The sequence below is a fragment of the Halomonas sp. 11-S5 genome (assembly GCF_029889825.1).
Taxonomy (GTDB): Bacteria; Pseudomonadota; Gammaproteobacteria; order Pseudomonadales; family Halomonadaceae; genus Halomonas.
This window is the reverse complement of record NZ_JARANW010000016.1, coordinates 1-21,755: the sequence shown is the minus strand read 5'-3', so window position 1 is coordinate 21,755 and position 21,755 is coordinate 1. Positions and strand designations below refer to the sequence as shown.

Annotated in this window: 18 protein-coding genes; 9 read left to right on the top strand and 9 right to left on the bottom strand. The window is 65.9% G+C overall.

Annotated features, from left to right (window positions below; all coding sequences use genetic code 11):
* Positions 1 to 61: 61 nt before the first annotated feature.
* A complete protein-coding gene (gene mfd / locus OP497_RS11705) occupies positions 62 to 3,511 on the bottom strand; it encodes a transcription-repair coupling factor (RefSeq protein ID WP_280548564.1) in 3,450 nt (1,149 codons plus the stop codon).
* A gap of 203 nt (positions 3,512 to 3,714) precedes the next feature.
* Here mfd and OP497_RS11700 point away from each other — a divergent pair, with 203 nt between their 5' ends.
* From OP497_RS11700 to nqrM, 8 genes are all read left to right on the top strand, one after another.
* Positions 3,715 to 5,175, top strand: a complete 1,461-nt coding sequence (locus OP497_RS11700; RefSeq protein WP_280548562.1) for a glyceraldehyde-3-phosphate dehydrogenase — start codon at positions 3,715 to 3,717, stop codon at positions 5,173 to 5,175.
* A gap of 347 nt (positions 5,176 to 5,522) precedes the next feature.
* Positions 5,523 to 6,872 (top strand): Na(+)-translocating NADH-quinone reductase subunit A, encoded by a 1,350-nt coding sequence (locus OP497_RS11695; RefSeq protein ID WP_280548559.1) that lies wholly within the window; start codon positions 5,523 to 5,525, stop codon positions 6,870 to 6,872.
* Positions 6,872 to 8,098, top strand: a complete 1,227-nt coding sequence (locus tag OP497_RS11690) for an NADH:ubiquinone reductase (Na(+)-transporting) subunit B (RefSeq protein WP_280548557.1) — start codon at positions 6,872 to 6,874, stop codon at positions 8,096 to 8,098. The genes OP497_RS11695 and OP497_RS11690 overlap by 1 nt, the downstream gene beginning before the upstream one ends.
* Positions 8,098 to 8,916, top strand: a complete 819-nt coding sequence (locus tag OP497_RS11685; RefSeq protein WP_280548556.1) for a Na(+)-translocating NADH-quinone reductase subunit C — start codon at positions 8,098 to 8,100, stop codon at positions 8,914 to 8,916. The genes OP497_RS11690 and OP497_RS11685 overlap by 1 nt, the downstream gene beginning before the upstream one ends.
* 2 nt (positions 8,917 to 8,918) lie before the next feature.
* A complete protein-coding gene (locus tag OP497_RS11680; protein ID WP_280548554.1) occupies positions 8,919 to 9,587 on the top strand; it encodes an NADH:ubiquinone reductase (Na(+)-transporting) subunit D in 669 nt (222 codons plus the stop codon).
* Position 9,588: 1 nt separating this feature from the next.
* Entirely contained in the window at positions 9,589 to 10,206 is a 618-nt protein-coding gene (nqrE, locus tag OP497_RS11675) for an NADH:ubiquinone reductase (Na(+)-transporting) subunit E (protein ID WP_280548552.1), read from the top strand.
* Between the two features lie 72 nt (positions 10,207 to 10,278).
* Positions 10,279 to 11,511 (top strand): NADH:ubiquinone reductase (Na(+)-transporting) subunit F, encoded by a 1,233-nt coding sequence (gene nqrF, locus OP497_RS11670; protein WP_280548550.1) that lies wholly within the window; start codon positions 10,279 to 10,281, stop codon positions 11,509 to 11,511.
* 202 nt (positions 11,512 to 11,713) lie between these two features.
* Positions 11,714 to 11,968 carry a (Na+)-NQR maturation NqrM gene (gene nqrM, locus OP497_RS11665; RefSeq protein ID WP_280548548.1) on the top strand — a complete coding sequence of 85 codons (255 nt, stop codon included), beginning with the start codon at positions 11,714 to 11,716 and terminating at the stop codon, positions 11,966 to 11,968.
* Positions 11,969 to 12,120: 152 nt separating this feature from the next.
* Here nqrM and OP497_RS11660 read toward each other — a convergent pair whose 3' ends face one another.
* The 6 genes from OP497_RS11660 to leuS form a co-directional block, all read right to left on the bottom strand.
* Entirely contained in the window at positions 12,121 to 12,561 is a 441-nt protein-coding gene (locus tag OP497_RS11660; protein WP_280548545.1) for a DUF488 family protein, read from the bottom strand.
* 2 nt (positions 12,562 to 12,563) lie between these two features.
* Positions 12,564 to 13,535 (bottom strand): PA2778 family cysteine peptidase, encoded by a 972-nt coding sequence (locus tag OP497_RS11655; protein WP_280548543.1) that lies wholly within the window; start codon positions 13,533 to 13,535, stop codon positions 12,564 to 12,566.
* 11 nt (positions 13,536 to 13,546) lie between these two features.
* Positions 13,547 to 13,942 (bottom strand): PA2779 family protein, encoded by a 396-nt coding sequence (locus OP497_RS11650; protein WP_280548664.1) that lies wholly within the window; start codon positions 13,940 to 13,942, stop codon positions 13,547 to 13,549.
* Between the two features lie 247 nt (positions 13,943 to 14,189).
* Positions 14,190 to 15,248, bottom strand: a complete 1,059-nt coding sequence (holA, locus tag OP497_RS11645) for a DNA polymerase III subunit delta (protein ID WP_280548541.1) — start codon at positions 15,246 to 15,248, stop codon at positions 14,190 to 14,192.
* Positions 15,245 to 15,727 carry an LPS assembly lipoprotein LptE gene (lptE, locus tag OP497_RS11640; RefSeq protein WP_280548539.1) on the bottom strand — a complete coding sequence of 161 codons (483 nt, stop codon included), beginning with the start codon at positions 15,725 to 15,727 and terminating at the stop codon, positions 15,245 to 15,247. The genes holA and lptE overlap by 4 nt, the downstream gene beginning before the upstream one ends.
* Positions 15,728 to 15,754: 27 nt before the next feature.
* Positions 15,755 to 18,349, bottom strand: coding sequence for a leucine--tRNA ligase (leuS, locus tag OP497_RS11635; protein WP_280548537.1), 2,595 nt, complete (start codon positions 18,347 to 18,349; stop codon positions 15,755 to 15,757).
* A 237-nt stretch (positions 18,350 to 18,586) separates the two neighbouring features.
* Between leuS and OP497_RS11630 the strand changes: the two genes are divergently transcribed.
* On the top strand, positions 18,587 to 19,102 hold the full coding sequence (locus OP497_RS11630) for a zinc ribbon-containing protein (RefSeq protein WP_280548535.1): 516 nt from the start codon (positions 18,587 to 18,589) through the stop codon (positions 19,100 to 19,102).
* Positions 19,103 to 19,177: 75 nt separating this feature from the next.
* Here OP497_RS11630 and OP497_RS11625 read toward each other — a convergent pair whose 3' ends face one another.
* Together OP497_RS11625 and OP497_RS11620 are read right to left on the bottom strand one after the other, a co-directional pair.
* Positions 19,178 to 20,506 carry a hypothetical protein gene (locus OP497_RS11625; RefSeq protein WP_280548533.1) on the bottom strand — a complete coding sequence of 443 codons (1,329 nt, stop codon included), beginning with the start codon at positions 20,504 to 20,506 and terminating at the stop codon, positions 19,178 to 19,180.
* 149 nt (positions 20,507 to 20,655) lie between these two features.
* Positions 20,656 to 21,549 carry a LysR family transcriptional regulator gene (locus tag OP497_RS11620; RefSeq protein WP_280548531.1) on the bottom strand — a complete coding sequence of 298 codons (894 nt, stop codon included), beginning with the start codon at positions 21,547 to 21,549 and terminating at the stop codon, positions 20,656 to 20,658.
* Between the last annotated feature and the right edge of the window lie 206 nt (positions 21,550 to 21,755).

Sequence of the window (21,755 nt, the reverse complement as noted above, 5' to 3'; positions counted from 1 at the left end):
GCGTCTTGATCCTATAGTATCGCCCGGGCGGGAGGCTTTCCGCCAGTTGCTCAGGCCTTGGTTACGCCGCCTCGGCCTTGCGATTGAGCGTGTCGAGGAGCTGTTCCACCGCCTGGAAGCGGGCCTCTTCCTTCTCCATGGGTGCCTCGAAGCGCAGGGTATCGGCGCCGTCCAGACGGTAGCGGTCCGGGGCGCGCTGGATCAGCTCCACCAGCACCAGCGGGTCGACGACGGTCTGGCTGGCGAAGATCACTCGGCCCTTCTCGGGGCCGGCTTCCAGACGGGTGATGCCCAGGCGTTCGGCACGCTGGCGCAGGCGGGTCTGGTGCAGCAGGGTCTTGACCGGCGCCGGCAGCAGGCCGAAGCGGTCGATCATCTCCACCTGCAGCTCCTTGAGCTCGGCCTCGTCGGCGGCGCTGGCGATGCGCTTGTACATCACCAGGCGCTGCTGGACATCCGGGAGGTAGTCATCGGGAATCAATGCCGGCAGGTTGAGGCTGACCTCCACGCCCTGCTCCAGCGGCGCCTCGATATTGGGCGTGCGGCCCTCGCGGATCGCCGTCACCGCCCGGTCGAGCATCTGCATGTACAGGCCGTAGCCGATGGCCTCCATCTGTCCGCTCTGCTCCTCGCCGAGCAGCTCCCCGGCGCCGCGGATCTCCATGTCGTGGCTGGCCAGGGTGAAGCCGGCGCCGAGATCCTCGGCCCCGGCGATGGCCTCCAGCCGCTTGACGGCATCCTTGCTCATCAGCCGGGGCGGCGGGGCCAGCAGGTAGGCGTAGGCCTGGTGGTGGCTGCGCCCCACGCGTCCGCGCAGCTGGTGAAGCTGGGCCAGGCCGAACTTGTCGGCGCGCTCGATGACGATGGTGTTGGCGCTGGGCACGTCGATGCCGGTTTCGATGATGGTCGAGCAGACCAGCACGTTGAAGCGCTTGTGGTAGAAGTCTGACATCACCCGCTCCAGGGAGCGCTCGGGCAGCTGGCCATGGGCGACGCCGACCCGGGCGTCGGGCACCAGCTCGCGCACCTTCTCGGCGGCAGTCTCGATGGTCTTGACCTCGTTGTGCAGGAAATAGACCTGGCCGCCGCGCAGGATCTCGCGCAGGAGCGCCTCCTTGATCACCGCCTCGTCGCGCTGCTGGACGAAGGTCTTCACCGACAGGCGCCGGGCCGGCGGGGTGGCGATGATCGACAGGTCGCGGATCCCGCTCATCGCCATGTTCAGCGTGCGCGGGATCGGGGTGGCGGTCATGGTCAGGATGTCGACCTCGGCCCGCAGGCTCTTGAGGCGCTCCTTCTGGGCCACGCCGAAACGGTGCTCCTCGTCGATGATCAGCAGCCCCATGTGGGGAAGCTTCGTGCTCTTCGACAGCAGCTTGTGGGTGCCGATGACGATATCCGCCTGGCCCGCCTCGATGCGCTTCAGGGACGCGGCCTGACCCTTGCCGGCGGTGAAGCGCGAGATCAACTCGATGTTCACCGCGGTGTCGGCGAAGCGGTCGCGGAAGTTCTCGTAGTGCTGGCGGGCGAGCAGGGTGGTGGGCACCAGCACCACCACCTGGCGACCGGAGTGCACGGCCAGGAAGGCCGCACGCATGGCGACTTCGGTCTTGCCGAAGCCCACATCGCCGCACACGACTCGATCCATGGGGCGTGGGGCGATCATGTCGCCGATGACGGCCTGGATGGCGGCGCGCTGGTCGGGGGTCTCCTCGAACGGGAAGCTGGCCGCAAAGCGCGCGTACTCCGCATCGGGCGGTGTACAGGCAAAGCCCTCCCGGGCCTCGCGGCGGGCGTAGATATCGAGCAGCTCGGCGGCGGTGTCACGGATTTTCTCGGCGGCCCGCCGCCGGGCCTTCTCCCACTGGTCCGAGCCCAGCCGGTGTAATGGTGCCAGCTCGTCGTCGGCGCCGGCGTAGCGCGAGATCAGCTGCAGGCTGTCCACCGGCACATACAGGCGCGCGCCGTCGGCATACTCCAGGGTTACGAACTCGGCGGCCTGGCCGCCGGCCTCAATCGTCTCGAGCCCCTTGTAGCGGCCCACGCCATGGGCCTGGTGGACGACCGGGGCGCCGGGACGCAGCTCAGCGAGGTGGCGGATCGCTAGCTCGCTGTCATCGGTGGCCCGTTCACGGCGGCGGCTCTGGCGCACCACCTCGCCGAACAGCTCGGTCTCGCTGATCACCGCCAGATCTGGGTCGGTCAGCCACAGGCCGGCATCGATCTCGCCCTCGGTGATCGCCAGGCGGGCGTCGCCGGCCAGGAAGGCGGGAAAGTCATCCACGTGGCGCAGCGCGAGCCTGAGCGGCTCCAGGGTCTCCTCCAGGGCCTCGCGCCGGCCTCGCGACTCGGCGACGAACAGCACCCGCGTGGCCGGGTGGTCGGCGAGGAAGGTCTCCAGGGCAGCCAATGGCTGCTTCGCGCGGGCATTCACCGTCACCGTCGGCGGTGTCCGGGTGGCAGGCGCCACGGCATGCCGATGCTCCGCATCGCCGGTCAGCGCCACCCGGGGGTGGCGCTTGATGGCACCGAACGCCTCGGCAACGGGCACGAAGGCGCGGTGGGGGGGGAGCAGCGGACGCCTGGAGTCGACCCCGAGGTTCTCGAAGCGACTCTCGATGGCCGCCCAGTGATGCTCCGCCGCCTCGAACACCCCGGGCAGCATGGCCACCCGCGTGCCCTCGGCCAGGTGTTCGAAGAGCGTGGCGGTCTGTTCGAAGAACAGCGGCAGGTACTGTTCCAGGCCGGGGGAGGGAATGCCCTTGAGGGCATCCACGTAGAGCGGGCACTGGCGCGGGTCGACGTCGAACAGGGTCTCGAAGCCCTCGCGAAAGCAGGCGATGGCGCTGCGCGACAGCGAGTACTCGTGGGCGGGCAGCAGCTCCACGCGCTCGACCCGGTCTCGGCTGCGCTGGGTGTCGGGGTCGAAGTGGCGCAGGGTATCGATCTCGTCGTCGAACAGATCGATGCGCAGCGGTGCCTCGGCACCCATGGGGAAGAGGTCGATCAGCGCGCCGCGCAGGGCGTATTCGCCGGGTTCGTAGACCGTCTCCACGGCCCGGTAGCCGGCCCGCGACAGAGCGTCGCGAAACCCCTCACGGTCCAGGGTCTGGCCGGTTTCCAGCGTCATGACGCGTCCGGCGATGTACTCGACCGGCGGCAGGCGTTGCATGAGGGTGTTCATGGCCGCCAGCACGATGCCGTGTTCGCCGTCCTGCAACCGGCGCAGGGTGCGCAGCCGCGCCGAGACGATGTCCTGATGCGGCGAGAAGCTGTCGTAGGGCAGCGTCTCCCAGTCGGGAAAGGGCAGCACCGGCAGCTGGCCATAGAAGCCCAGGTCACTCTCCAGGCGCTGGGCCGAGGCGGTATCGGGGGTGATCACCAGCAGCGGGGCGTCCTCGGCCAGGTGGGCGAGGGCCAGGGCGGTGGCGCTGCCCGGCGGCGTCTGCCAGTAGAGGATGTCGCGCAGCCCCTGGGGGCGAGGCGGGTCGAGCGGCGAGAAGTTCGGCATGCTAACAGTTACCCAACCGTGGTCGTGAGCGGCGTGCGGAGGTGAAGGCATGATACCAGCCTCGCGGCCGGCCTGTAGTCAGCGGGGGATTTCTGTAAAACGCCTACAGCGGCTGCGACCATCCTGCGATTGCCCCGGCAGGTGCCGCCCCGGATAATGCTCCGGTATCTTTACCCCCACTATTCACCAAGGAGAGGTTACCCGTGAGTCAGCAATCCCTCGATACCGTCTTTCAGGAATGGCACGACAACCAGGCGATCGCCGAGCAGATGATCCCGATGATCGGCAGCCTCTACCGCCATAACAACGTGGTGGTGACCATGTTCGGGCGGTCGCTGTTCAACCGCAGCGTGATCCGCATCCTCAAGGATCACCGCTACGTGCGCAAGATCGAGGGGACCGAGCTCTCCGTGCAGGACACCTTCCCGCTGATCAAGGCGATGACCGAGCTCAACCTGGGGCCGGCGCATGTCGACGTGGGCAAGCTGGGCGTGGCCTTCAAGGCGCGTGGCGGCGACCCGACGGCCTTCCTGCGCGAGGAACTGGCCGAGATCGTCGAGGGCCACGCCGCCGCCGGCCACAACGGGCAGCCCAAGGACGTGGTGCTCTATGGCTTCGGTCGCATCGGGCGGATCCTGGCGCGCGTGCTGGTCGAGAAGGCCGGCGGCGGCAACCTGCTGCGCCTGCGTGCCATCGTGGTGCGTGGCCGTGGTGACATCGCCAAGGACCTGGAGAAGCGCGCCAGCCTGCTGCGTCGCGATTCGGTGCATGGTCCTTTCAACGGCACCATCAGCGTGGACGCCGAAGCGCGCACCATCACCGCCAACGGCAATGTCATCCGGGTGATCTACGCCGACTCGCCCACCGAGATCGACTATACCGCCTACGGCATCGATAACGCCGTGGTGGTCGACAACACCGGCATCTGGCGCGACGAGGCGGGCCTTGGCCAGCATATCCAGTGCCCGGGCGTGGCCAAGGCGATCCTCACCGCCCCGGGCAAGGGCGACATCGCCAACATCGTCTACGGCATCAACCACCAGGACATCGGCGAGCAGGATCGCATCCTCTCCGCGGCCTCGTGCACCACCAATGCCATCGTGCCGGTGCTCAAGGTGCTTAACGACGAGTTCGGCGTCGAACACGGCCACGTGGAGACCGTGCACGCCTACACCAATGACCAGAACCTGATCGACAACTACCACAAGGGCGACCGTCGCGGTCGCAGCGCCCCGCTCAACATGGTGCTGACTGAGACCGGCGCCGCCAAGGCGGTGGCCAAGGCGCTTCCGGAGTTTGATGGCAAGCTGACCGGCAACGCCATCCGTGTGCCGACACCCAACGTCTCCATGGCGATCCTCAACCTGCGCCTGGAGAAGGAGACCGACGCCGAGGCGCTCAACGACTTCCTGCGCCGGATGTCTCTCGATTCGCCCTACCAGAAGCAGATCGACTTCGTCGACTCGCCCGAAGTGGTCTCCACCGACTTCGTCGGCAACCGCCACGCCGGCATCGTCGACGCCAAGGCGACCATCGCCAACGGCAAGAACGCCGTGGTCTATGTCTGGTACGACAACGAGTTCGGCTACAGCTGCCAGGTGATCCGCATCCTGCAGCACGTCTCCAATGTGCACTTCCTCAAGCTGCCACGCGTCAAGGGGTAAGGCCCTTCGGGCAGCGCAAAGCGCCCTTCGGGTAGCACCGAGCAGCCAAGCGCCGAGCCGCCAAGCTGACCCGTGACAGGCGGGTGTCGCTGAAGAGATAGATCAGGAACCCTCACGGAGCGACTCCGATGGGGGTTCTTGCTTTTGCTGATGTAGCCGGCACAACCTCGCTTGGCCGCTTGGCCGCTTGGCCGCTTGGCCGCTTGGCCGCTTGGCCGCTTTGCGACCATAGGGCAGGTAGTCATCCCTCACGCTTCTCTTTACAATACGATGGATTTTTCGGGGAGGGGCGAGCGTGCATTCGAACCCCTTTCTTCATCTATCCGATCCATCAACTGGGCGAGACTATGATCGACGTCAAGAAAGGCCTGGATCTCCCCATCGCGGGGACGCCGGAGGCGCGCATCGAGGATGCGCGACCGGCGCGCCATGTGGCCGTCCTGGGCACCGACTATGTCGGCATGAAGCCGACCATGGAGGTCCGTGAGGGGGACAGGGTCAAGCTGGGCCAGCTGCTCTTTACCGACAAGAAGATCGACGGGGTGCGTTTCACGGCGCCGGCGGCCGGCGAGATCATCGCCATCCACCGTGGCGAGAAGCGCAAGCTGCTCTCGGTGGTCATCAAGGTCGACGAGACCGAGGAGGCGGTCGAGTTCACGGCTCACGGTCGCGACAAGCTCGCCGGCCTCGAGCGCCAGGCCGTCGTCGACCAGCTGGTCGAGTCGGGGCTGTGGACAGCGCTGCGCACCCGGCCCTACTCGCGCACCCCGGCCGTCGACAGCTCGCCGACCGATATCTTCGTCACGGCCATCGATACGCACCCGCTGGCTGCGGACCCTGCCGACATCGTCAACGAGCAGGCCGAGGCCTTCGAAGACGGGCTCAAGGTGCTGGCCCAGCTCACCGAAGGCAAGGTCTACCTCTGCACGGCGCCGGATGCCCGCATCCCGGGGGCTGACGTCAAGGGCGTGCAGCACGAGACCTTCGCCGGTCCGCATCCCGCCGGCCTGGTGGGCACCCATATTCACCATCTCTCGCCCGTGGCCCTGCACAAGCGCGTCTGGCATATCGGCTATCAAGACGTCATCGCCTTCGGCAAGCTGTTTACCGAAGGCAAGCTGGACGTCAATCGCGTGATCGCGGTAGGCGGCCCGCGTGCCGAGAACCCGCGCCTGCTGCGTACCCGCATCGGGGCCAGCAGTGAGGAGCTGCTCACCGATGAGGTGATCGATCCCGATGGCACCCGCGTGATCTCCGGCTCGGTGTTCGCCGGTGCCACCTGCGAGGGCAGCCTGCGCTACCTGGGACGCTTCCATAACCAGGTCAGCCTGCTCGAGGAGGGCAACAAGCGCGTCTTCATGGGCTGGATGTCGCCCGGCAAGAATCGCCACTCGGTGATGGGGATCTACCTGTCGAAGATCACCGGCCTGAGCAGCTATGCGCCGACGACCTCGACCAACGGTTCCGAGCGTGCCATGGTGCCGGTGGGGGCCTACGAGGAGGTGATGCCGCTGGACATCCTGCCCACCCAGCTGCTGCGCTCACTGATCGTCGGCGACATTGAGACGGCGATGCAGCTCGGCTGCCTGGAGCTGGATGAAGAGGACCTGGCGCTGTGCACCTATGTGTGCCCCGGCAAGTACGAGTACGGTCCCATCCTGCGTGACAACCTCACCCTGATCGAGAAAGAGGCCTGATGATGGGTATCCGACAGACACTCGACAATCTCGAACCCCACTTCCACAAGGGCGGGAAGTACGAGAAGTTCTACCCCCTCTTTGAAGCGGTGGACACCATCTTCTACGCGCCGCCGGATGTGGCCAAGACCACGGCCCACGTACGAGACGGTATCGACCTCAAGCGCATCATGATCACCGTCTGGCTGTGCACCTTCCCGGCGATGCTCTTCGGCATGTGGAACGCCGGCTGGCTGGCTAACGCTGCCATCGCCGACGGCTTCACCTCCATGGACGGCTGGCGTGAGGCGATCCTGATGACCCTCGCCGGCGGTCATGATCCGGGCAGCCTGTGGGCCAACCTGGTGCTCGGTGCCACCTACTTCCTGCCGATCTACCTGGTGACCTTCGTGGTCGGCGGCTTCTGGGAGGTGCTGTTCGCCATCAAGCGAGGCCATGAGGTCAACGAGGGCTTCTTCGTCACCTCCATTCTCTATGCACTGATCCTGCCCGCCACCATTCCGCTGTGGCAGGTGGCACTCGGCATCACCTTCGGCGTGGTGATCGGCAAGGAGATCTTCGGTGGTACCGGCAAGAACTTCCTCAACCCGGCACTGACCGGCCGTGCCTTCCTTTACTTCGCCTACCCGGCACAGATCTCCGGTGACTCGGTCTGGGTGGCAGCCGATGGCTTCACCGGCGCGACCGCACTTTCCATCGCCTTCCAGGACGGCATGTCGGCGCTCTCCAGTCAGTTCAGCTGGTGGGACGCCTTCATCGGCTTCATCCCGGGCTCCTTGGGTGAAGTCTCGACCCTGGCGATCCTGATCGGTGCGGCGGTGCTGCTGTGGACCAAGATTGCCTCCTGGCGGATCATGCTCGGCGTCTTCCTGGGCATGGTGGCGACCAGCGCGCTCTTCAACCTGGTCGGCTCCGACAGCAACCCGATGTTCGCCATGCCCTGGTATTGGCACCTGGTGGTGGGCGGCTTCGCCTTCGGCATGGTGTTCATGGCGACCGATCCAGTCTCCGCCTCCATGACCAACCCGGGCCGCCTGATCTTCGGCGCGCTGATCGGCGTCATGACGGTGCTGATCCGTGTTGTCAACCCGGCGTTCCCCGAAGGCATCATGCTGGCGATCCTGTTCGCCAACCTGTTCGCCCCGCTGATCGATCACTTCTTTGTACAGGCCAACATCAAGCGCCGCCTGCGGCGCACCGGTGTGCCGGCCGAGGAGACTGCCTGATGGCACAGAGCAACAACTCCATCAAGAAGATTCTGACGGTGGCGTTCGCACTTAGTCTCGTGTGTGCCGTCATCGTCTCTACCGCCGCGGTGGCCCTGCGTTCGAAGCAGCAGTTCAACCAGGAGCTCGACCGCAAGACCAATATTCTCGAGGTGGCCCAGCTCTATGAGCCCGGCATGGATGTGAACGAAACCTTTGCGTCCACCATCACGCCGCGAGTAGTCAACCTGGAGACCGGCGAGTATTCAGAGCAGCACGATCCTTCGACCTATGAGGGCTTCCAGGCGCGCCGCGACCCGGCTTCCTCGCGCACCCTCTCCGGCGAGAAGGATCCGGCTGGCCTGACGCGTGTCGAGACCTACTCTACTGTCTATCTGGTGGGTGACCCGGACGATCCCGAGCAGATCATCCTGCCGATCCGTGGCCAGGGGCTGTGGGGGCTGATGCGCGGCTTCCTGTCCGTGGAAGGCGACGGGAACACCATCGTCGGCATCACCTACTATGAGCACAGCGAGACGCCCGGTCTGGGCGGCGAGGTCAACAACCCGCGCTGGCAGGCCCAGTGGGAAGGCAAGGAGATCTTCGACGAGCAAGGTGAGCTCGCACCCGCGATTCGCCTGGTCAAGGGCGGGGCCGAGGAGAAGACCGAAGTTGATGCCCTCTCCGGAGCTACCCTGACCAGTCGCGGCGTGACCAATATGCTGCAGTTCTGGTTGAGCCCGGAAGGTTTCGGTGATTATCTGGCCAGGTTCCGTGAGGGGACCAGCCAGGATGACGCCCAGGCCGCCGACGTCGAACTCGAAAGTGAAGGAGCCTAACCATGTCTGCTGCGAGCCCAAAGAGCGTCCTGACGACGCCGATCTTCAAGAACAACCCCATCGCCCTGCAGATACTGGGTATCTGTTCGGCCTTGGCGGTAACCACTAGCATGAGCGTCTCGCTGGTCATGACGCTGGCGGTGATCTTCGTGACGGCCTTCTCGAACCTGTTCGTATCGCTGATCCGTCACCACATCCCGTCCGCCATCCGCATCATCGTGCAGATGACCATCATCGCCTCGCTGGTCATTGTGGTGGACCAGATCCTCAAGGCCTACGCCTACGAGATGTCCAAGCAGCTCTCGGTGTTCGTCGGCCTGATCATCACCAACTGCATCGTGATGGGGCGTGCCGAAGGCTTCGCCATGACCAACACACCGGGATTGTCCTTCCTGGACGGCATCGGCAACGGCATCGGCTACGGCTTCATCCTGATGACGGTGGGCTTCTTCCGCGAACTGTTTGGTTCTGGCAGCGTGTTCGGCTTCACCGTGCTGCAGCCCGTCCAGGACGGTGGCTGGTATGTACCCAACGGGCTGCTGCTGCTGCCGCCGTCGGCGTTCTTCATCATTGGTCTGATCATCTGGGTGCTGCGCTCGGTCAACCCGGAGCAGGTCGAGGAGAACGAGTTCAAGATGAAGGAAAACACCCAGCCGAAGGAGGCCGTGTAACATGGAACACTATATCAGCCTGTTCGTTGCCTCGGTCTTCGTCGAGAACATGGCCCTGGCGTTCTTCCTGGGCATGTGCACCTTCATGGCGGTCTCCAAGAAGGTCTCCTCCGCCTTCGGCCTGGGCATCGCGGTCATCGTGGTGCTGGGCGTTACCGTGCCGGTCAATAACCTGGTCTATACCTTCCTGCTGCAGGAAGGTGCCCTGACCTGGACCGGGATCAGCGGTGCCGAGAACATCGACCTGTCGTTCCTCGGCTACCTGAGCTACATCGGCGTCATCGCTGCCCTGGTGCAGATCATGGAGATGTTCCTCGACAAGTACGTACCCACGCTCTACAACGCGCTGGGCGTGTTCCTGCCGCTGATCACCGTGAACTGCGCCATCCTCGGTGGCGTGCTGTTCATGGTCGAGCGCAACTACAGCTTTGGCGAGTCCGTGGTCTATGGCGTCGGCGCCGGTACCGGCTGGGCGCTGGCCATCACCGCGCTGGCCGGCATTCGCGAGAAGCTCAAGTACAGCGACGTTCCCGCCTCCCTGCAGGGGCTGGGCATCACCTTCATCACCGTGGGCCTGATGTCGCTGGGCTTCATGTCCTTCTCTGGCATCCAGCTCTGAGGCAGGTCGTGCTCTCCCGGCGGCCGGACGTGTCGCCGGGGTCCAGGCAACGTCAAGCAATAGGAAACCGACATGGTTGATACAACACTCATCTTGCTCGGTGTGGTCATGTTCACCGTGGTCGTCATCGGCCTGGTTCTGGTGATCCTGGCCGCCCGCAGCAGGCTCGTCAGCACCGGGGATGTGACCATCGAGGTCAACGGCGACCCCGAGCACTCCTTGACCACCCAGGCCGGTGGCAAGCTGCTCAACACCCTGGCGGCCAACGGCATCTTCCTCTCGTCCGCCTGCGGCGGCGGTGGCTCCTGTGCCCAGTGCAAGTGCCGTGTGGAGGAGGGGGGTGGTGCCATTCTGCCCACCGAGGAATCCCACTTCACCCTGCGCGAGAAGAAGGACGGCTGGCGCCTCTCCTGTCAGGTGCCGGTGAAGCAGGACATGAAGATCGAGGTCCCGGAAGAGGTCTTCGGCGTCAAGCAGTGGGAATGCGAGGTCATCAAGAACCCCAACGTCGCCACCTTCATCAAGGAGCTCAACCTGAAGCTGCCCGAGGGCGAGGAAGTGGCCTTCCGTGCCGGTGGCTATGTGCAGCTGGTGGCACCGCCCTACGACATCTCCTTCAAGGACTTTGACATCGAGGAGGAGTATCGCGGCGACTGGGAGAAGTTCGGGCTGTTCGATATCTCCCACAAGAACAACGAGGAAATCATCCGCGCCTACTCCATGGCGAACTATCCGGACGAGAAGGGCATCCTCAAGTTCAATATCCGTATCGCCACGCCGCCGCCCAACACCAACTATCCGCCGGGGCTGATGTCCACCTACGCCTTCAGCCTGAAGCCGGGTGACAAGGTCACGGTGATGGGGCCCTTCGGTGAGTTCTTTGCCAAGGATACCGATGCCGAGATGGTCTTCATCGGTGGCGGTGCCGGCATGGCGCCGATGCGCAGCCACATCTTCGACCAGCTCAAGCGTCTCAAGACCGACCGCAAGATCTCGTTCTGGTACGGTGCGCGCTCCTGGCGCGAGACCTTCTACAACGAGGAGTACGACCAGCTGGCCGAGGAGTTCCCCAACTTCGAATGGCACCTGGCGCTCTCCGACCCGCAGCCCGAGGACAACTGGGAGGGGCCGACCGGCTTCATCCATAACGTCCTCTACGAGAACTACCTCAAGGACCACCCGGCCCCCGAGGACTGCGAGTACTACATGTGCGGGCCGCCCATGATGAACGCCTCCGTGATCAAGCTGTTGATCGACCTGGGCGTGGAACCCGAGAACATTCTGCTGGATGATTTCGGCGGCTGATCGGGTTCGCCAAGCGGCACCTTCGGGCCGGCCTGTCGGCCGGCCCCTTGGGTTCTGCTGCCCGACATGACGATCGATACGCAGTCGTCATCTCAGGCATCAGACACTCTACCAAGCTTTCTACACCGTGGACCTCGAGCGATGTATCGTTGTCACATACGGTAGGACGGCCAAGCTTTTCCCTTATACGAGGAGCGTTGCAATGACCCTTTACTTGGTGGTATTCGCCTTCATGCTGCTGATCATGGCCGCCATGGCCGTCGGTGTGATCATGGGTCGCAAGCCCATCGCCGGCAGCTGCGGTGGCCTCAACCAGCTCGGCCTCAAGGAGGGGTGCGAGGTCTGCGGCGGCAAGGACGAGGTTTGCGAGGAGGAGAATCGCAAGAAGTCCGGCGCGCGTCGCCGCAGCGACGAGAGCCGCGGGGCCGACCTGGGGTATGACGCCACCCGACGCTGATCGGCCTGACAGGCCAGCATCACACGAAAAAGATCAAGGGCGACGAGCCCTCGATCTTTTTTTCGTCTGCGGCTCGAGGCGTAGCGAACCGCTCGGGATGCCAGGAACAGGACGTCCTAGCAGTCTGTCGGATTAAAAAACCCGACAGCCTGCTAGGCCTCTGGAGGAGGCGTGTCCTTGAACTGTGGCGCATAGCAGGGCGGAGAGCTTGGTTCATGATCCGCGGCATCTTCCTCGGATAACGCTTGAAGGATGGCGTTGCGTAGCAGGAGCAGGTGAGAGCCCTCCAGGTCGCGGGCCGCCGAGAGCAACGTCAGCCGACCTTGTCGGGCGTGTCGCATCAGCGGAATCAGGTTCTCCGGCGCCTCGCGGAGTTCTCCTCGGTAGCGGGCGGAAAACACGTCCGGGCTGATCTCCCCCAGATGGTACTGGCGTCGCAGCGCGGGTGAGGGGGAGGCATCACGGTACCAGTCGGTCAGCGCGAGGCCCTCGCGCCGCTTGCCGCGGGGCCAGAGGCGGTCGACCAGCACCCGGGCGCCATCCTCGGCGTCAACCGGCTGGTAGATCCGCTTGAGCACGATGTCGTAGGTCATCGCTACTCGCCTCCCATCTTCAGGTCATCCAGGGCTTCTCTGGCCTGCTTCTGCCAGGGGCCGGGTATGGATGCTGCTCGCTGCAGGGCCTCGCGAGCCTTCTCACCTTCCCTCAGTTCGCTCTGCAGAAGCCCCAGATTGAGCCAGGCAACGGCAAGCTCTGAATCCGCCTTCACGGCATCTTCGAAGGCAGACATGGCGCCTTGGGTGTCGCCGGTAGCGTAACGGGCATTGCCCAGCGCGAAGTGGCCCATAGCCGCTCCCGGTTGGCGGTCGACGAGCGCCTCCCAAGCAGGTAGCGCGGTCTTGATTCCCTGCACACGCTCGAAGTCGGCAATGGCATCCAGGGCGGTCTTGGCGTCAGTGCTGGCAGGAAACTCGCCCGGCGGCAGTGCAACGAAGGCCCAGCGATCGCTGCGGGCCCAGGTGGCATCGAAGCGTTTGAAGGACTCGACGCGTTCCGGCTCCATGCCGCTGTGCAGGATCAGCGTCTCCTCGTCCAGGTCGAAGCCGATGGCCACGGCGTAGTGCCAGACCGGCCAGGCGGGCAGTGAGAGGTTCTGCATCACTACCACCGAATGGCCGGCGTCGATCTCGGTGAGCAGGGTGTCGAGGTTGCCGTCGATTCTGAACGGGATGCGGCCGTGGCGGCGCACGGTGGCGAGCATCTCGGGCTGGACGCTGCCTTCTCGTCCAGGCAGGAAGACCTGGGGGATCAGGGTGTCGACCTCGACGGGCACGCCGGCGGCGTTAAGCGCCATGGCAAGCGAGGCGGGGCCACACTGGTAGTCGCGCTGGCCGTGGAAGGGGATGTCATCGAGCAGCGCCCGGCGGGGCAGGTCGCGTTTGGTGGAGTCGGCGAGCTGCGGCGTAGTGGCGCAGCCGGCCAGCAGCAGCACCAGCAGTGCCAAGGCAAGAACGCCCGCGGTGCGGGCGTTCCCGGTCGGCAGCTGCCTGTTACGGCAGTGCATCATGGAGGTCGCGCTCAGCGGGTGAAGGGGAAGACGTTGGTCAGGCCGAGGATATCGGTGACCAACAGGATCACGAAGACGGCGAACAGGGCACCGACCACGCTGGCACCGGCCGGCAGCTGCTCGAGCTGATCGGCCATCTGGGCGGCTTCCGCATCGGAGAGGGCGGCCACACGGGCTTCCACCTCGGCAGGGTCGACGCCCTGGGCGACGAGCTGCTCCTGGACGTCGTCACGGGCAAGGATCTCGTGGATCCGCTCCCGGTCCCCCTGGGTGCGTTCGACGTTCAGGGCATCCTGGGTGGTGACCAGGCCGCTTCCCGGACTGGTCGGCGCGGCGGCCACCGGCAGGCTGCCCAGCACCAGGGCGGCAATCAGCAGCGGGCTGAGGTAACGGCAGATCTTCTTCATCATCTCGGTGTTCCTTCTTCTTGGGTTGGGCTTCCGGCTCCAGGCTCCGGCGTACCTGCTTCCTTGCAGGCCGACGAAACAACGATGTCCGTCCAGTATAGGACGGAATGATGTGAAATTTCATGCCCTTGTGGGAGTCGAGTTGGTTTTGTGATGGAGGGCTGGCTTTGTGGGAGCGATGCTTGCATCGCAATGCAAGCATCGCTCCCACGAAAAGTGGCGCCCTCAATAGCGCTTCGCCGACGCTTTAGCCTATGCGATAGGAGGATGGCAGTTCGGCGAGCAGGCCACGACCGCCGGCCAGGGTCAGGGCCAGGTCATGGAGGCCATCCCAGAGCGGCACGCTGCTGCCTCCCTTTATCGCCAGGTCCAGGCGCTGGGCAAAGAGCAGCAGCTTGTGCAGCCGCTTCAGCGGCAGCCGGGCGATGGCCTGCTGGTAGGCGGGGCGACGCTTCTCGAAGATCGGCGGCTTCTGGGCCTTGCAGGCATGCTCCAGGCTCTGGCCCTGGTCGAGGTGCTGGTGGAGGGAGAGCAGGATGCGCAGCTCCCGGGACAGGGCCCAGAGCACGATGGGCGCCTCGACCCCCTCGCCGCGCAGGCCGGCCATGATCCGCGTGACCCGGGCGCGTTCGCCCTTGAGGCAGGCGTCCAGCAGCGTGAAGACGTCATAGCGGGCGCTATCCTCAACGCCGCCCGCCACTTCGCGGGGGCCGACCCGTGCGCCTGCGGGCAGCATCAGGGCCAGTTTCTGCAGTTCCTGGTCGGCGGCGAGCAGGTTGCCCTCGGTGCGCTCGCCGAGCAGCCGGGCGGCATCGAGGTCCAGGGAGAGGCCGTGGCGCCCGGCGCGGTCACGCAGCCAGAATCCCAGCCGCGAGGCGTCCACCGGCCAGACCGGCACGAAGAGCCCGAGCTTGTCCAGGGCCTTGAACCAGGCGCTCTTCTGCTCGCGATAGTCCAGCTTGCCGGTGGAGAGCAACAGGACATCGTCGCTGCCCTTGAGGGATTCGGCGTAGTCGCGAAGTGCCTTGGCGCCTTCCTGGCCGGGCTTGCCACTGCTCAGGCGTACCTCGATGAGTCGTCGTGCGGCGAACAGCGAGAGGCTGGCGGCGGCCTCGGTCAGGCGCCCCCAGGCGAAGTTGGCCTCCACGTGCAGGACCTCGCGTTCATCGACCCCCGCCTGGCGAGCGGCGGCGCGAACGGCGTCGCAGGCCTCCATGTGCTGCAGCGGCTCCTCGCCGGCGACGATCACCACCGGAGGCAGCTTCCTGGCCAGCGCGTCTTGAAGCTTGTCGGGAAAGACCTTCATAGCGCCCGCAGGCGGTCCATCAGCTGGCGTACGGCCGCCTCTCGCAGCCGCTCGCGCGTGGCCTCGCGCAGGTCGTCCTGGGCCAGCAGCTCGTCATCGTTGACCGTCAGGCGCTCGCTGACCTCCAGGCGCTGCTGGTCGAGCAGGTAGGCACTGTCGGCGCGGCGCTGCACCGAGAAGGGCACCTCGAGCGTCATCTCCAGGTCGCGGGGTCCGCTGTCGAGGACGCTCAGTCGTCGTTCACGGAAACTTTCCGGGCCCAGGTTGAGCACGCGCTCCGCCTGCCCATCGATCCGGGTGCCGGCACTCTCCAGGCGGCGGGCGACCAGCCGGGCCAGCTCGCTCTCCGTACCCGACAGGGCCAGGGCATCGATGGCCACTACCGGCTGGTCGAGGCCGCGCAGGCGAAAGCCGCAGCCGGCCAGCACCAGGGAGGCGCCGGCGGCGAGGCCGAGTTGCAGTAGGGTTCGGCGCTGCATGGGGCTCTCCGTGTCAGGGTGCGGCGTTCAGCCCACCACGATGTTGACCAGCTTGCCGGGCACCACGATCACCTTGCGGATCGTCTTGCCGTCGGTGTGGCGCTGCACGTTCTCCGCCGCCAGCGCCTGGGCCTCGATGGCATCTTTAGCCGCGGAGGCCTCGACTTCGATGCGGGCACGCAACTTGCCGTTGACCTGCACCACCAGCTCGATGCTGTCGCGCTCCAGGGCCGACTCGTCGACCTGTGGCCAGCGGGCATCGATCGCCGGCTCGTCATGGCCCAGTTCCTGCCAGAGGGTGTGGCAGGCGTGGGGCGTGATCGGCGCGAGCAGCAGCACGCAGGCTTCTACTGCCTCGCGGGCCACGGCCAGCCCCTGGGGCGAGGTGTCCTCGAACTTCGAGAGGGCGTTGGTCAGCTCCATCACTGCGGCGATGGCGGTGTTGAAGGTGGTGCGTCGGCCGATGTCGTCGCCGGCCTTCTTGATGGTCTCGTGGGTCTTGCGGCGCAGCTCGCGTTGCGCGTCGTCCAGCGCGCCGAGGTCGAGCGTGCCGGGCTCGCCGGCTGCGAGGTGCTCGCTGACCAGGCGCCACAGGCGCTTGAGGAAGCGGCTGGCCCCCTCGACGCCGGCGTCGGACCACTCCAGGGACTGCTCCGGCGGGGCGGCGAACATCATGAACAGGCGCACGGTGTCGGCGCCGAAGCGGTCGATCATCGATTGCGGGTCGACGCCGTTGTTCTTGGACTTGGACATCTTCTCGATGCCGCCCATTTCCACCGGCTGGCCGTCGCTTGCCAGCACGGCGCTGATCGGGCGTCCCTTCTCGTCGCGCTTGACCTCGACATCGGCGGGGTTGAACCATTCCTTGCCACCGTTATGGGTGGGGCGGGAGTAAGTCTCGGCGATCACCATGCCCTGGGTGAGCAGGCGCTGGAAGGGCTCGTCGCTCTTCACCAGCCCCAGGTCGCGCATCAGCTTGGTGAAGAAGCGAGCGTAGAGCAGGTGAAGGATGGCGTGCTCGATACCGCCGATGTAGAGGTCCACCGGCAGCCAGTAGTCGACCCGCTCATCGAGCATCGCCTCCATGTTGTCGGCGCAGCAGAAGCGCGCGAAGTACCAGGAGGACTCCATGAAGGTGTCGAAGGTGTCGGTCTCGCGCGTCCAGCCGTCGCCGAGGTCATAGAATTCCGGCATGCGCTTGAGCGGCGAGCCGGTGGCGTCGACGGTGACCTCCATGGGCAGGGCTACCGGCAGCTCCTCGTCGGTGAGCGGCACGGTCTGGCCCTCGGGGCCGTACTTGACCGGGATCGGCGCACCCCAGTAGCGCTGGCGAGCCACGCCCCAGTCGCGCAGGCGGAAGTTGGTCTTTACCACGCCGCGGCCGAGTGCTTCGAGGCGCTTGGCGATGGCGTCAAACGCCGCTTCGAAGGCCAGGCCGTCGAACTCGCCGGAGTGGATCAGCACGCCATAGTCATCATGGGCGCCCTGGGAGAGGTCCGGCGCCTGGCCGTTCTCGTCGGCGATCACCGCCTCGATGGGCAGCCCGTACCTGGTGGCGAACTCCCAGTCGCGCTGGTCGTGGCCGGGCACCGCCATGACGGCGCCGGTGCCGAACTCCATCAGCACGAAGTTGGCCACGTAGACCGGGACCTCGCGGCCAGTGAGGGGATGCACCGCCACATGGCCGGTCGGCATGCCCTTCTTCTCGCGGGTGGCCAGCTCGGCTTCCGAGGTGCCGCCGCGGGCACACTCGGCACAGAAGTCGGCCAGCGCCGCGTTGCGCTCGGCGGCCTGCTTGGCCAGCGGATGGTCGGCGGCCACGGCCATGTAGGTGACGCCCATCAGGGTGTCGGGACGCGTGGTATAGACCGCGAGCGGACCCTGGACGGCCTCGAGGCCGGAGCCCTCGGCGGGCTTGATGTCAAAGGTGAGTTCGATGCCACGCGACTTGCCGATCCAGTTGCGCTGCATGGTCTTGACCTGCTCGGGCCAGTCGATGCGCTCCAGGTCGGCCAGCAGTTCCTCGGCGTAGTCGGTGATCTTGAGGAACCACAGCGGGATCTCCTTGCGCTCCACCTGGGCGCCGGAGCGCCAGCCGCGGCCTTCGATCACCTGTTCGTTGGCCAGCACCGTCTGGTCGACCGGGTCCCAGTTGACGGTGGACATCTTCTTGTAGACCAGGCCCTTCTCCACCAGCTGGGTGAAGAACCACTGCTCCCAGCGGTAGTAGTCGACATCGCAGGTCGCGAACTCGCGGCTCCAGTCGTAGGCGAAGCCCAGCGCCTTGAGCTGGCGGCGCATGTAGTCGATGTTGTCGTAGGTCCACTTCGCCGGCGGTACCCGATTCTGGATCGCGGCGTTCTCCGCCGGCATGCCGAAGGCGTCCCAGCCCATGGGCTGCATGACGTTCTTGCCCTGCATGCGCTGGTAGCGGGAGACCACATCGCCGATGGTGTAGTTGCGCACATGCCCCATGTGCAGCTTGCCGCTGGGGTAGGGGAACATCGACAGGCAGTAGAACTTCTCGCGGCTGGCGTCTTCCACCGCCTTGAAGCACTGGTTCTCGTCCCAGAACTGCTGGGCGTCGCGTTCGGTCTCGTGGGGCTTGTACTGTGCGTCCATCGCTCTCTTCGGGTACCTTGAAAGTCGAGCGCAGCGGCGTGGCGCTGCGCATGTCAGCGGCCCTTGTCCGGCGTCAAGATCCGGCGCCGTGGCGGCGCGAAACCATTGAATTTCCGGCGGGATGTCGTCTAAATGGCATATCTGGCTGACCGCTAGGATACCCCAGCACGGCGGCCGGCGGCTACGGGGCAGCGCCGCCCGGCCGGCACGCCCCAATCGCGATACGAGGAGATCAGCATGAGCGAGCACAAGGACCCGCACCAGGAACACCGCCTTCGCGAGGGCTACGAGCGCATGCTCGACCGGCTGCGCGAAGGGGCCGAGGAGCTGACCTGGGAGAACCTGCAGCAGGAGCTCGATGATGCGGTGGAGTTCGAGGCAGAGCTGGAGGAGTTCACCAAGGACGAGCTGTCGCTGCTGCGTGCCTGGGTCGAGCGCGACCTCAAGGAGATGCGTCGCTACCTGGGCGCCGGCGGCGAGGGCGTGGCCGCCTGGCTGGGCATCGATCTCTCCATGTTGTCACGCAAGGTGGTGGATTCGCTGTTTTCCATTGCCGATCGCAGCGTGATCGAGCGGGAACAGCTCGAGGATGACCTGGAGGCGTCACGCGCCGACTACGTCGCCGGCGAGATGGCCGCCCCCGGGCGCATGGCCTGCGTGCACTGCGATGCCATCGTCGAGCTGGAAGGGGTGACCCGCATCGAGCCCTGTCACCAGTGTGGCCATCGCTATTTCGTGCGTGCGCCGAAGTAATCTGCCGGATCGCCGCCGCTGCGCGGCGGATCGCGACGCAAGCGATCGCTCCCACAGGGCGGCCTCTCCTATGCCTTAAAGGCTTGCTTCCATCACTAGAATGGCACCCACCACCAGCAGCGTCATGATGGCGGCATAGCCGAGGTTGTGGCGCATCATCGTCGTCCCGCTGACGCCATAGCGACCCTGCAGCGAGAGGTTGATACCCGAGAGGGGGCCGACGCTGGTACCCACCGCCCAGGAGGCCAGGGCCACGAAGGCGAACAGGGTCTGGCGTCCGGCGTCCAGGTCGAGCATCGAGGCGAGTACCGACACGCAGATGATGGGGTGCAGGCCGGCCACGGCACTGGCGACGATGGCCAGGAAGCTGGCGATGGCCTCCAGCGGGCCGAACTGGCCGAAGAGCGTCCAGGTGCTGTCCGTGGCGGCGTCGATGAACGTCGAGAGCCCCTGGGTCAGCAGCCCCGCGCAGAGGAACAGCGAGATCTCGCCGCGCATGGCCGGCAGTCGGGTGAGGGTGTGCTGATGGACCCGGTGCAGTGTCCAGCGCGGCCCGTGGGGCAGGTTGGAGAGCAGCGCCACGCCCGGTAGCAGGAAAGTGATGATGCTGACGATGGAGAGCCTGGGCGTGATGATGTAGTGGAAGAGCATCACCAGGGCCGCCATGCTCACCGGCATCAGCAGGCTGCGCGGCGACAGCGAGAAGCCGGCGGTGTCGGCCAGTTCGAAGCGGTGTGAGAGCTCGCCGACGGTGAGCATCCCCGCGGCCATGGCCAGTGGCAGCCCGAAGGCGAGAATCGTGGCGTAGTGCATCGCTGGCGCCAGGGTCATCACCACCCCCATGGAGGCGAAGAAGGGCGACCAGAGCGCGGCACTGGAGAGGCCCCGGTTGAGACCCAGCAGCTGGGGCGTGGAGAGCGGGCCACGACGCTCCAGACGATCACCGACCATGAACACCGTGGAGAGGTTGAGGATCGAGCCGAGCAGGTGGACGCCCAGCCAGGTGCCCAGCATGCCGCGGGCGCCGGTCAGGGCCTTGCCCGTTGGGCGTGACCGGCCACGCAGATTGCCGATCAGGCCGATGAAGCTGACCCCGACCAGCATGGCGACCACGTAGGTATTGCCGTCGAGGATTCCCGGCCAGTCGATCCTGGCCTCGTGCCAGATGCGGGCCAGCACCAGCAGCCCCAGGCCGATGGCAGCCAGTAACCCCGCCTGGCGTCGCGTGCGCCGAGGAATATCGACCCACAGCAGGGCCGTTGCCAGCCACAGGCAGTAGCTCACCGCATGCGCCAGCGGCAGCATGCCGGTGAACTGCGCGATCTGCAGGGTCAGGCCGGCCAAGACCAGCCCGCCGGCCAGGGCGTGGCGGGGGACGATGGTCGCCGCGGGAGTGTCGGACACGGAACGGGGATCCTCTTGCAAATAGTGAGCAGTCTAAACAATTCGCCTCGCTGCTGTCCCCGTGTTCTCTGTGGGAGCGAACGGTTCGACGTCTCGACTTGCTTCGCGATCCGTCGCGCAGCGACGGTGGGCTGCGATGGCCTGATGCGTCAGTCCCATTCCTTGGCCCCCGGTTCGCGGACGGCGTCGAGCTGGGCCAGCATGGCCCGGGCGGGGTTGGAACGGGTACGGCTACGATGCACCAGGTAGCCCAGCGGGCGATGGATGGGCGGGTGGTCGACGTCCAGCTCGTGCAGCTCGCCGGCCACCATGCGCTCCGGCAGCAGGCTCCAGCCCAGGCCGATGGCGGTCATCATCTTCAGTGTTTCCAGGTAGTTGGTGGAGAGCGCCACCGGAAGTTCGAGCCCGGCCGAGGCGAAACGCGACTCGATCAGCCCGCGGGTGAAGGTCAGCGGGCCCGGCAGCACCGCATCGAAGGTGCAGAGCTCGTGCAGTCCCAGCCGGCCTCGCCCGGCCAGGGGGTGGTCCGGTCCGCAGACGAAGCACAGCCGGTCGACCCACACCGGCACCACCTCGAGCTGCGGATCCGGGTGCGGGGCGAGGGTCACCACGGCGAGCTCCAGCTCGCCGTCCAGTACCCCCTGATAGGCCAGCTCGGAATCCAGGAAGTGGAGGTCGAGTCGCACGTCGGGGTGCTCGCGGGTATAGGCCTTGAGCAGCGGCGGCAGCCGGTGCAGGCCGATATGGTGGCTGGTGGCCAGGGTGAGGCTGCCGGCCACGCTACCCTCGAGGTTGCCCAGCGCGCGGCGGCTGTCGTCGACCATCACCAGGATCTGTCGCGCCCGGGGCAGCAGTACCCGGCCGGCCTCGGTGAGGCTCACGCGCCGGCCGATGCGGTCGAACAGCCGGGCGTCGATCTGCCCCTCCAGCACCGCGATGCGCTTGCTGACCGCCGGCTGAGTGAGATGCAGCTGCTCGGCGGCGCGGGAGAAGCTGCCGCTGTCGGCCACGGCGAGAAAGGCCTGCAGGCTCTGCGTATCCATGGGCACCCCCGTGGCGATGATTTCAGATTCCTTAAAGGAATCCAATCCATAAATAACATGAATTGATTTTATGGGCTAGGGGCGGGAAACTGGGTGCCAAGCGGCCAAGCGGCCAAGCGGCCAAGCGGCCAAGCGGCCAAGCGGCCAAGCGGCCAAGCGGCCAAGCGGCCAAGCGGCCAAGCGGCCAAGCGGCCAAGCGGCCAAGC

Bases quoted from the DNA above. Each gene is read 5' to 3' on its own strand.
- OP497_RS11620 (WP_280548531.1), bottom strand. From the start codon at position 21,549: ATGGATACGCAGAGCCTGCAGGCCTTTCTCGCCGTGGCCGACAGCGGC.
- OP497_RS11685 (WP_280548556.1), top strand. From the start codon at position 8,098: ATGGCACAGAGCAACAACTCCATCAAGAAGATTCTGACGGTGGCGTTC.
- lptE (WP_280548539.1), bottom strand. From the start codon at position 15,727: ATGCAGCGCCGAACCCTACTGCAACTCGGCCTCGCCGCCGGCGCCTCC.
- OP497_RS11660 (WP_280548545.1), bottom strand. From the start codon at position 12,561: ATGACCTACGACATCGTGCTCAAGCGGATCTACCAGCCGGTTGACGCC.
- leuS (WP_280548537.1), bottom strand. From the start codon at position 18,349: ATGGACGCACAGTACAAGCCCCACGAGACCGAACGCGACGCCCAGCAG.
- OP497_RS11630 (WP_280548535.1), top strand. From the start codon at position 18,587: ATGAGCGAGCACAAGGACCCGCACCAGGAACACCGCCTTCGCGAGGGC.
- nqrF (WP_280548550.1), top strand. From the start codon at position 10,279: ATGGTTGATACAACACTCATCTTGCTCGGTGTGGTCATGTTCACCGTG.
- holA (WP_280548541.1), bottom strand. From the start codon at position 15,248: ATGAAGGTCTTTCCCGACAAGCTTCAAGACGCGCTGGCCAGGAAGCTG.
- OP497_RS11680 (WP_280548554.1), top strand. From the start codon at position 8,919: ATGTCTGCTGCGAGCCCAAAGAGCGTCCTGACGACGCCGATCTTCAAG.
- OP497_RS11695 (WP_280548559.1), top strand. From the start codon at position 5,523: ATGATCGACGTCAAGAAAGGCCTGGATCTCCCCATCGCGGGGACGCCG.
- mfd (WP_280548564.1), bottom strand. From the start codon at position 3,511: ATGCCGAACTTCTCGCCGCTCGACCCGCCTCGCCCCCAGGGGCTGCGC.
- OP497_RS11650 (WP_280548664.1), bottom strand. From the start codon at position 13,942: ATGAAGAAGATCTGCCGTTACCTCAGCCCGCTGCTGATTGCCGCCCTG.
- nqrE (WP_280548552.1), top strand. From the start codon at position 9,589: ATGGAACACTATATCAGCCTGTTCGTTGCCTCGGTCTTCGTCGAGAAC.
- OP497_RS11655 (WP_280548543.1), bottom strand. From the start codon at position 13,535: ATGATGCACTGCCGTAACAGGCAGCTGCCGACCGGGAACGCCCGCACC.
- OP497_RS11690 (WP_280548557.1), top strand. From the start codon at position 6,872: ATGATGGGTATCCGACAGACACTCGACAATCTCGAACCCCACTTCCAC.
- nqrM (WP_280548548.1), top strand. From the start codon at position 11,714: ATGACCCTTTACTTGGTGGTATTCGCCTTCATGCTGCTGATCATGGCC.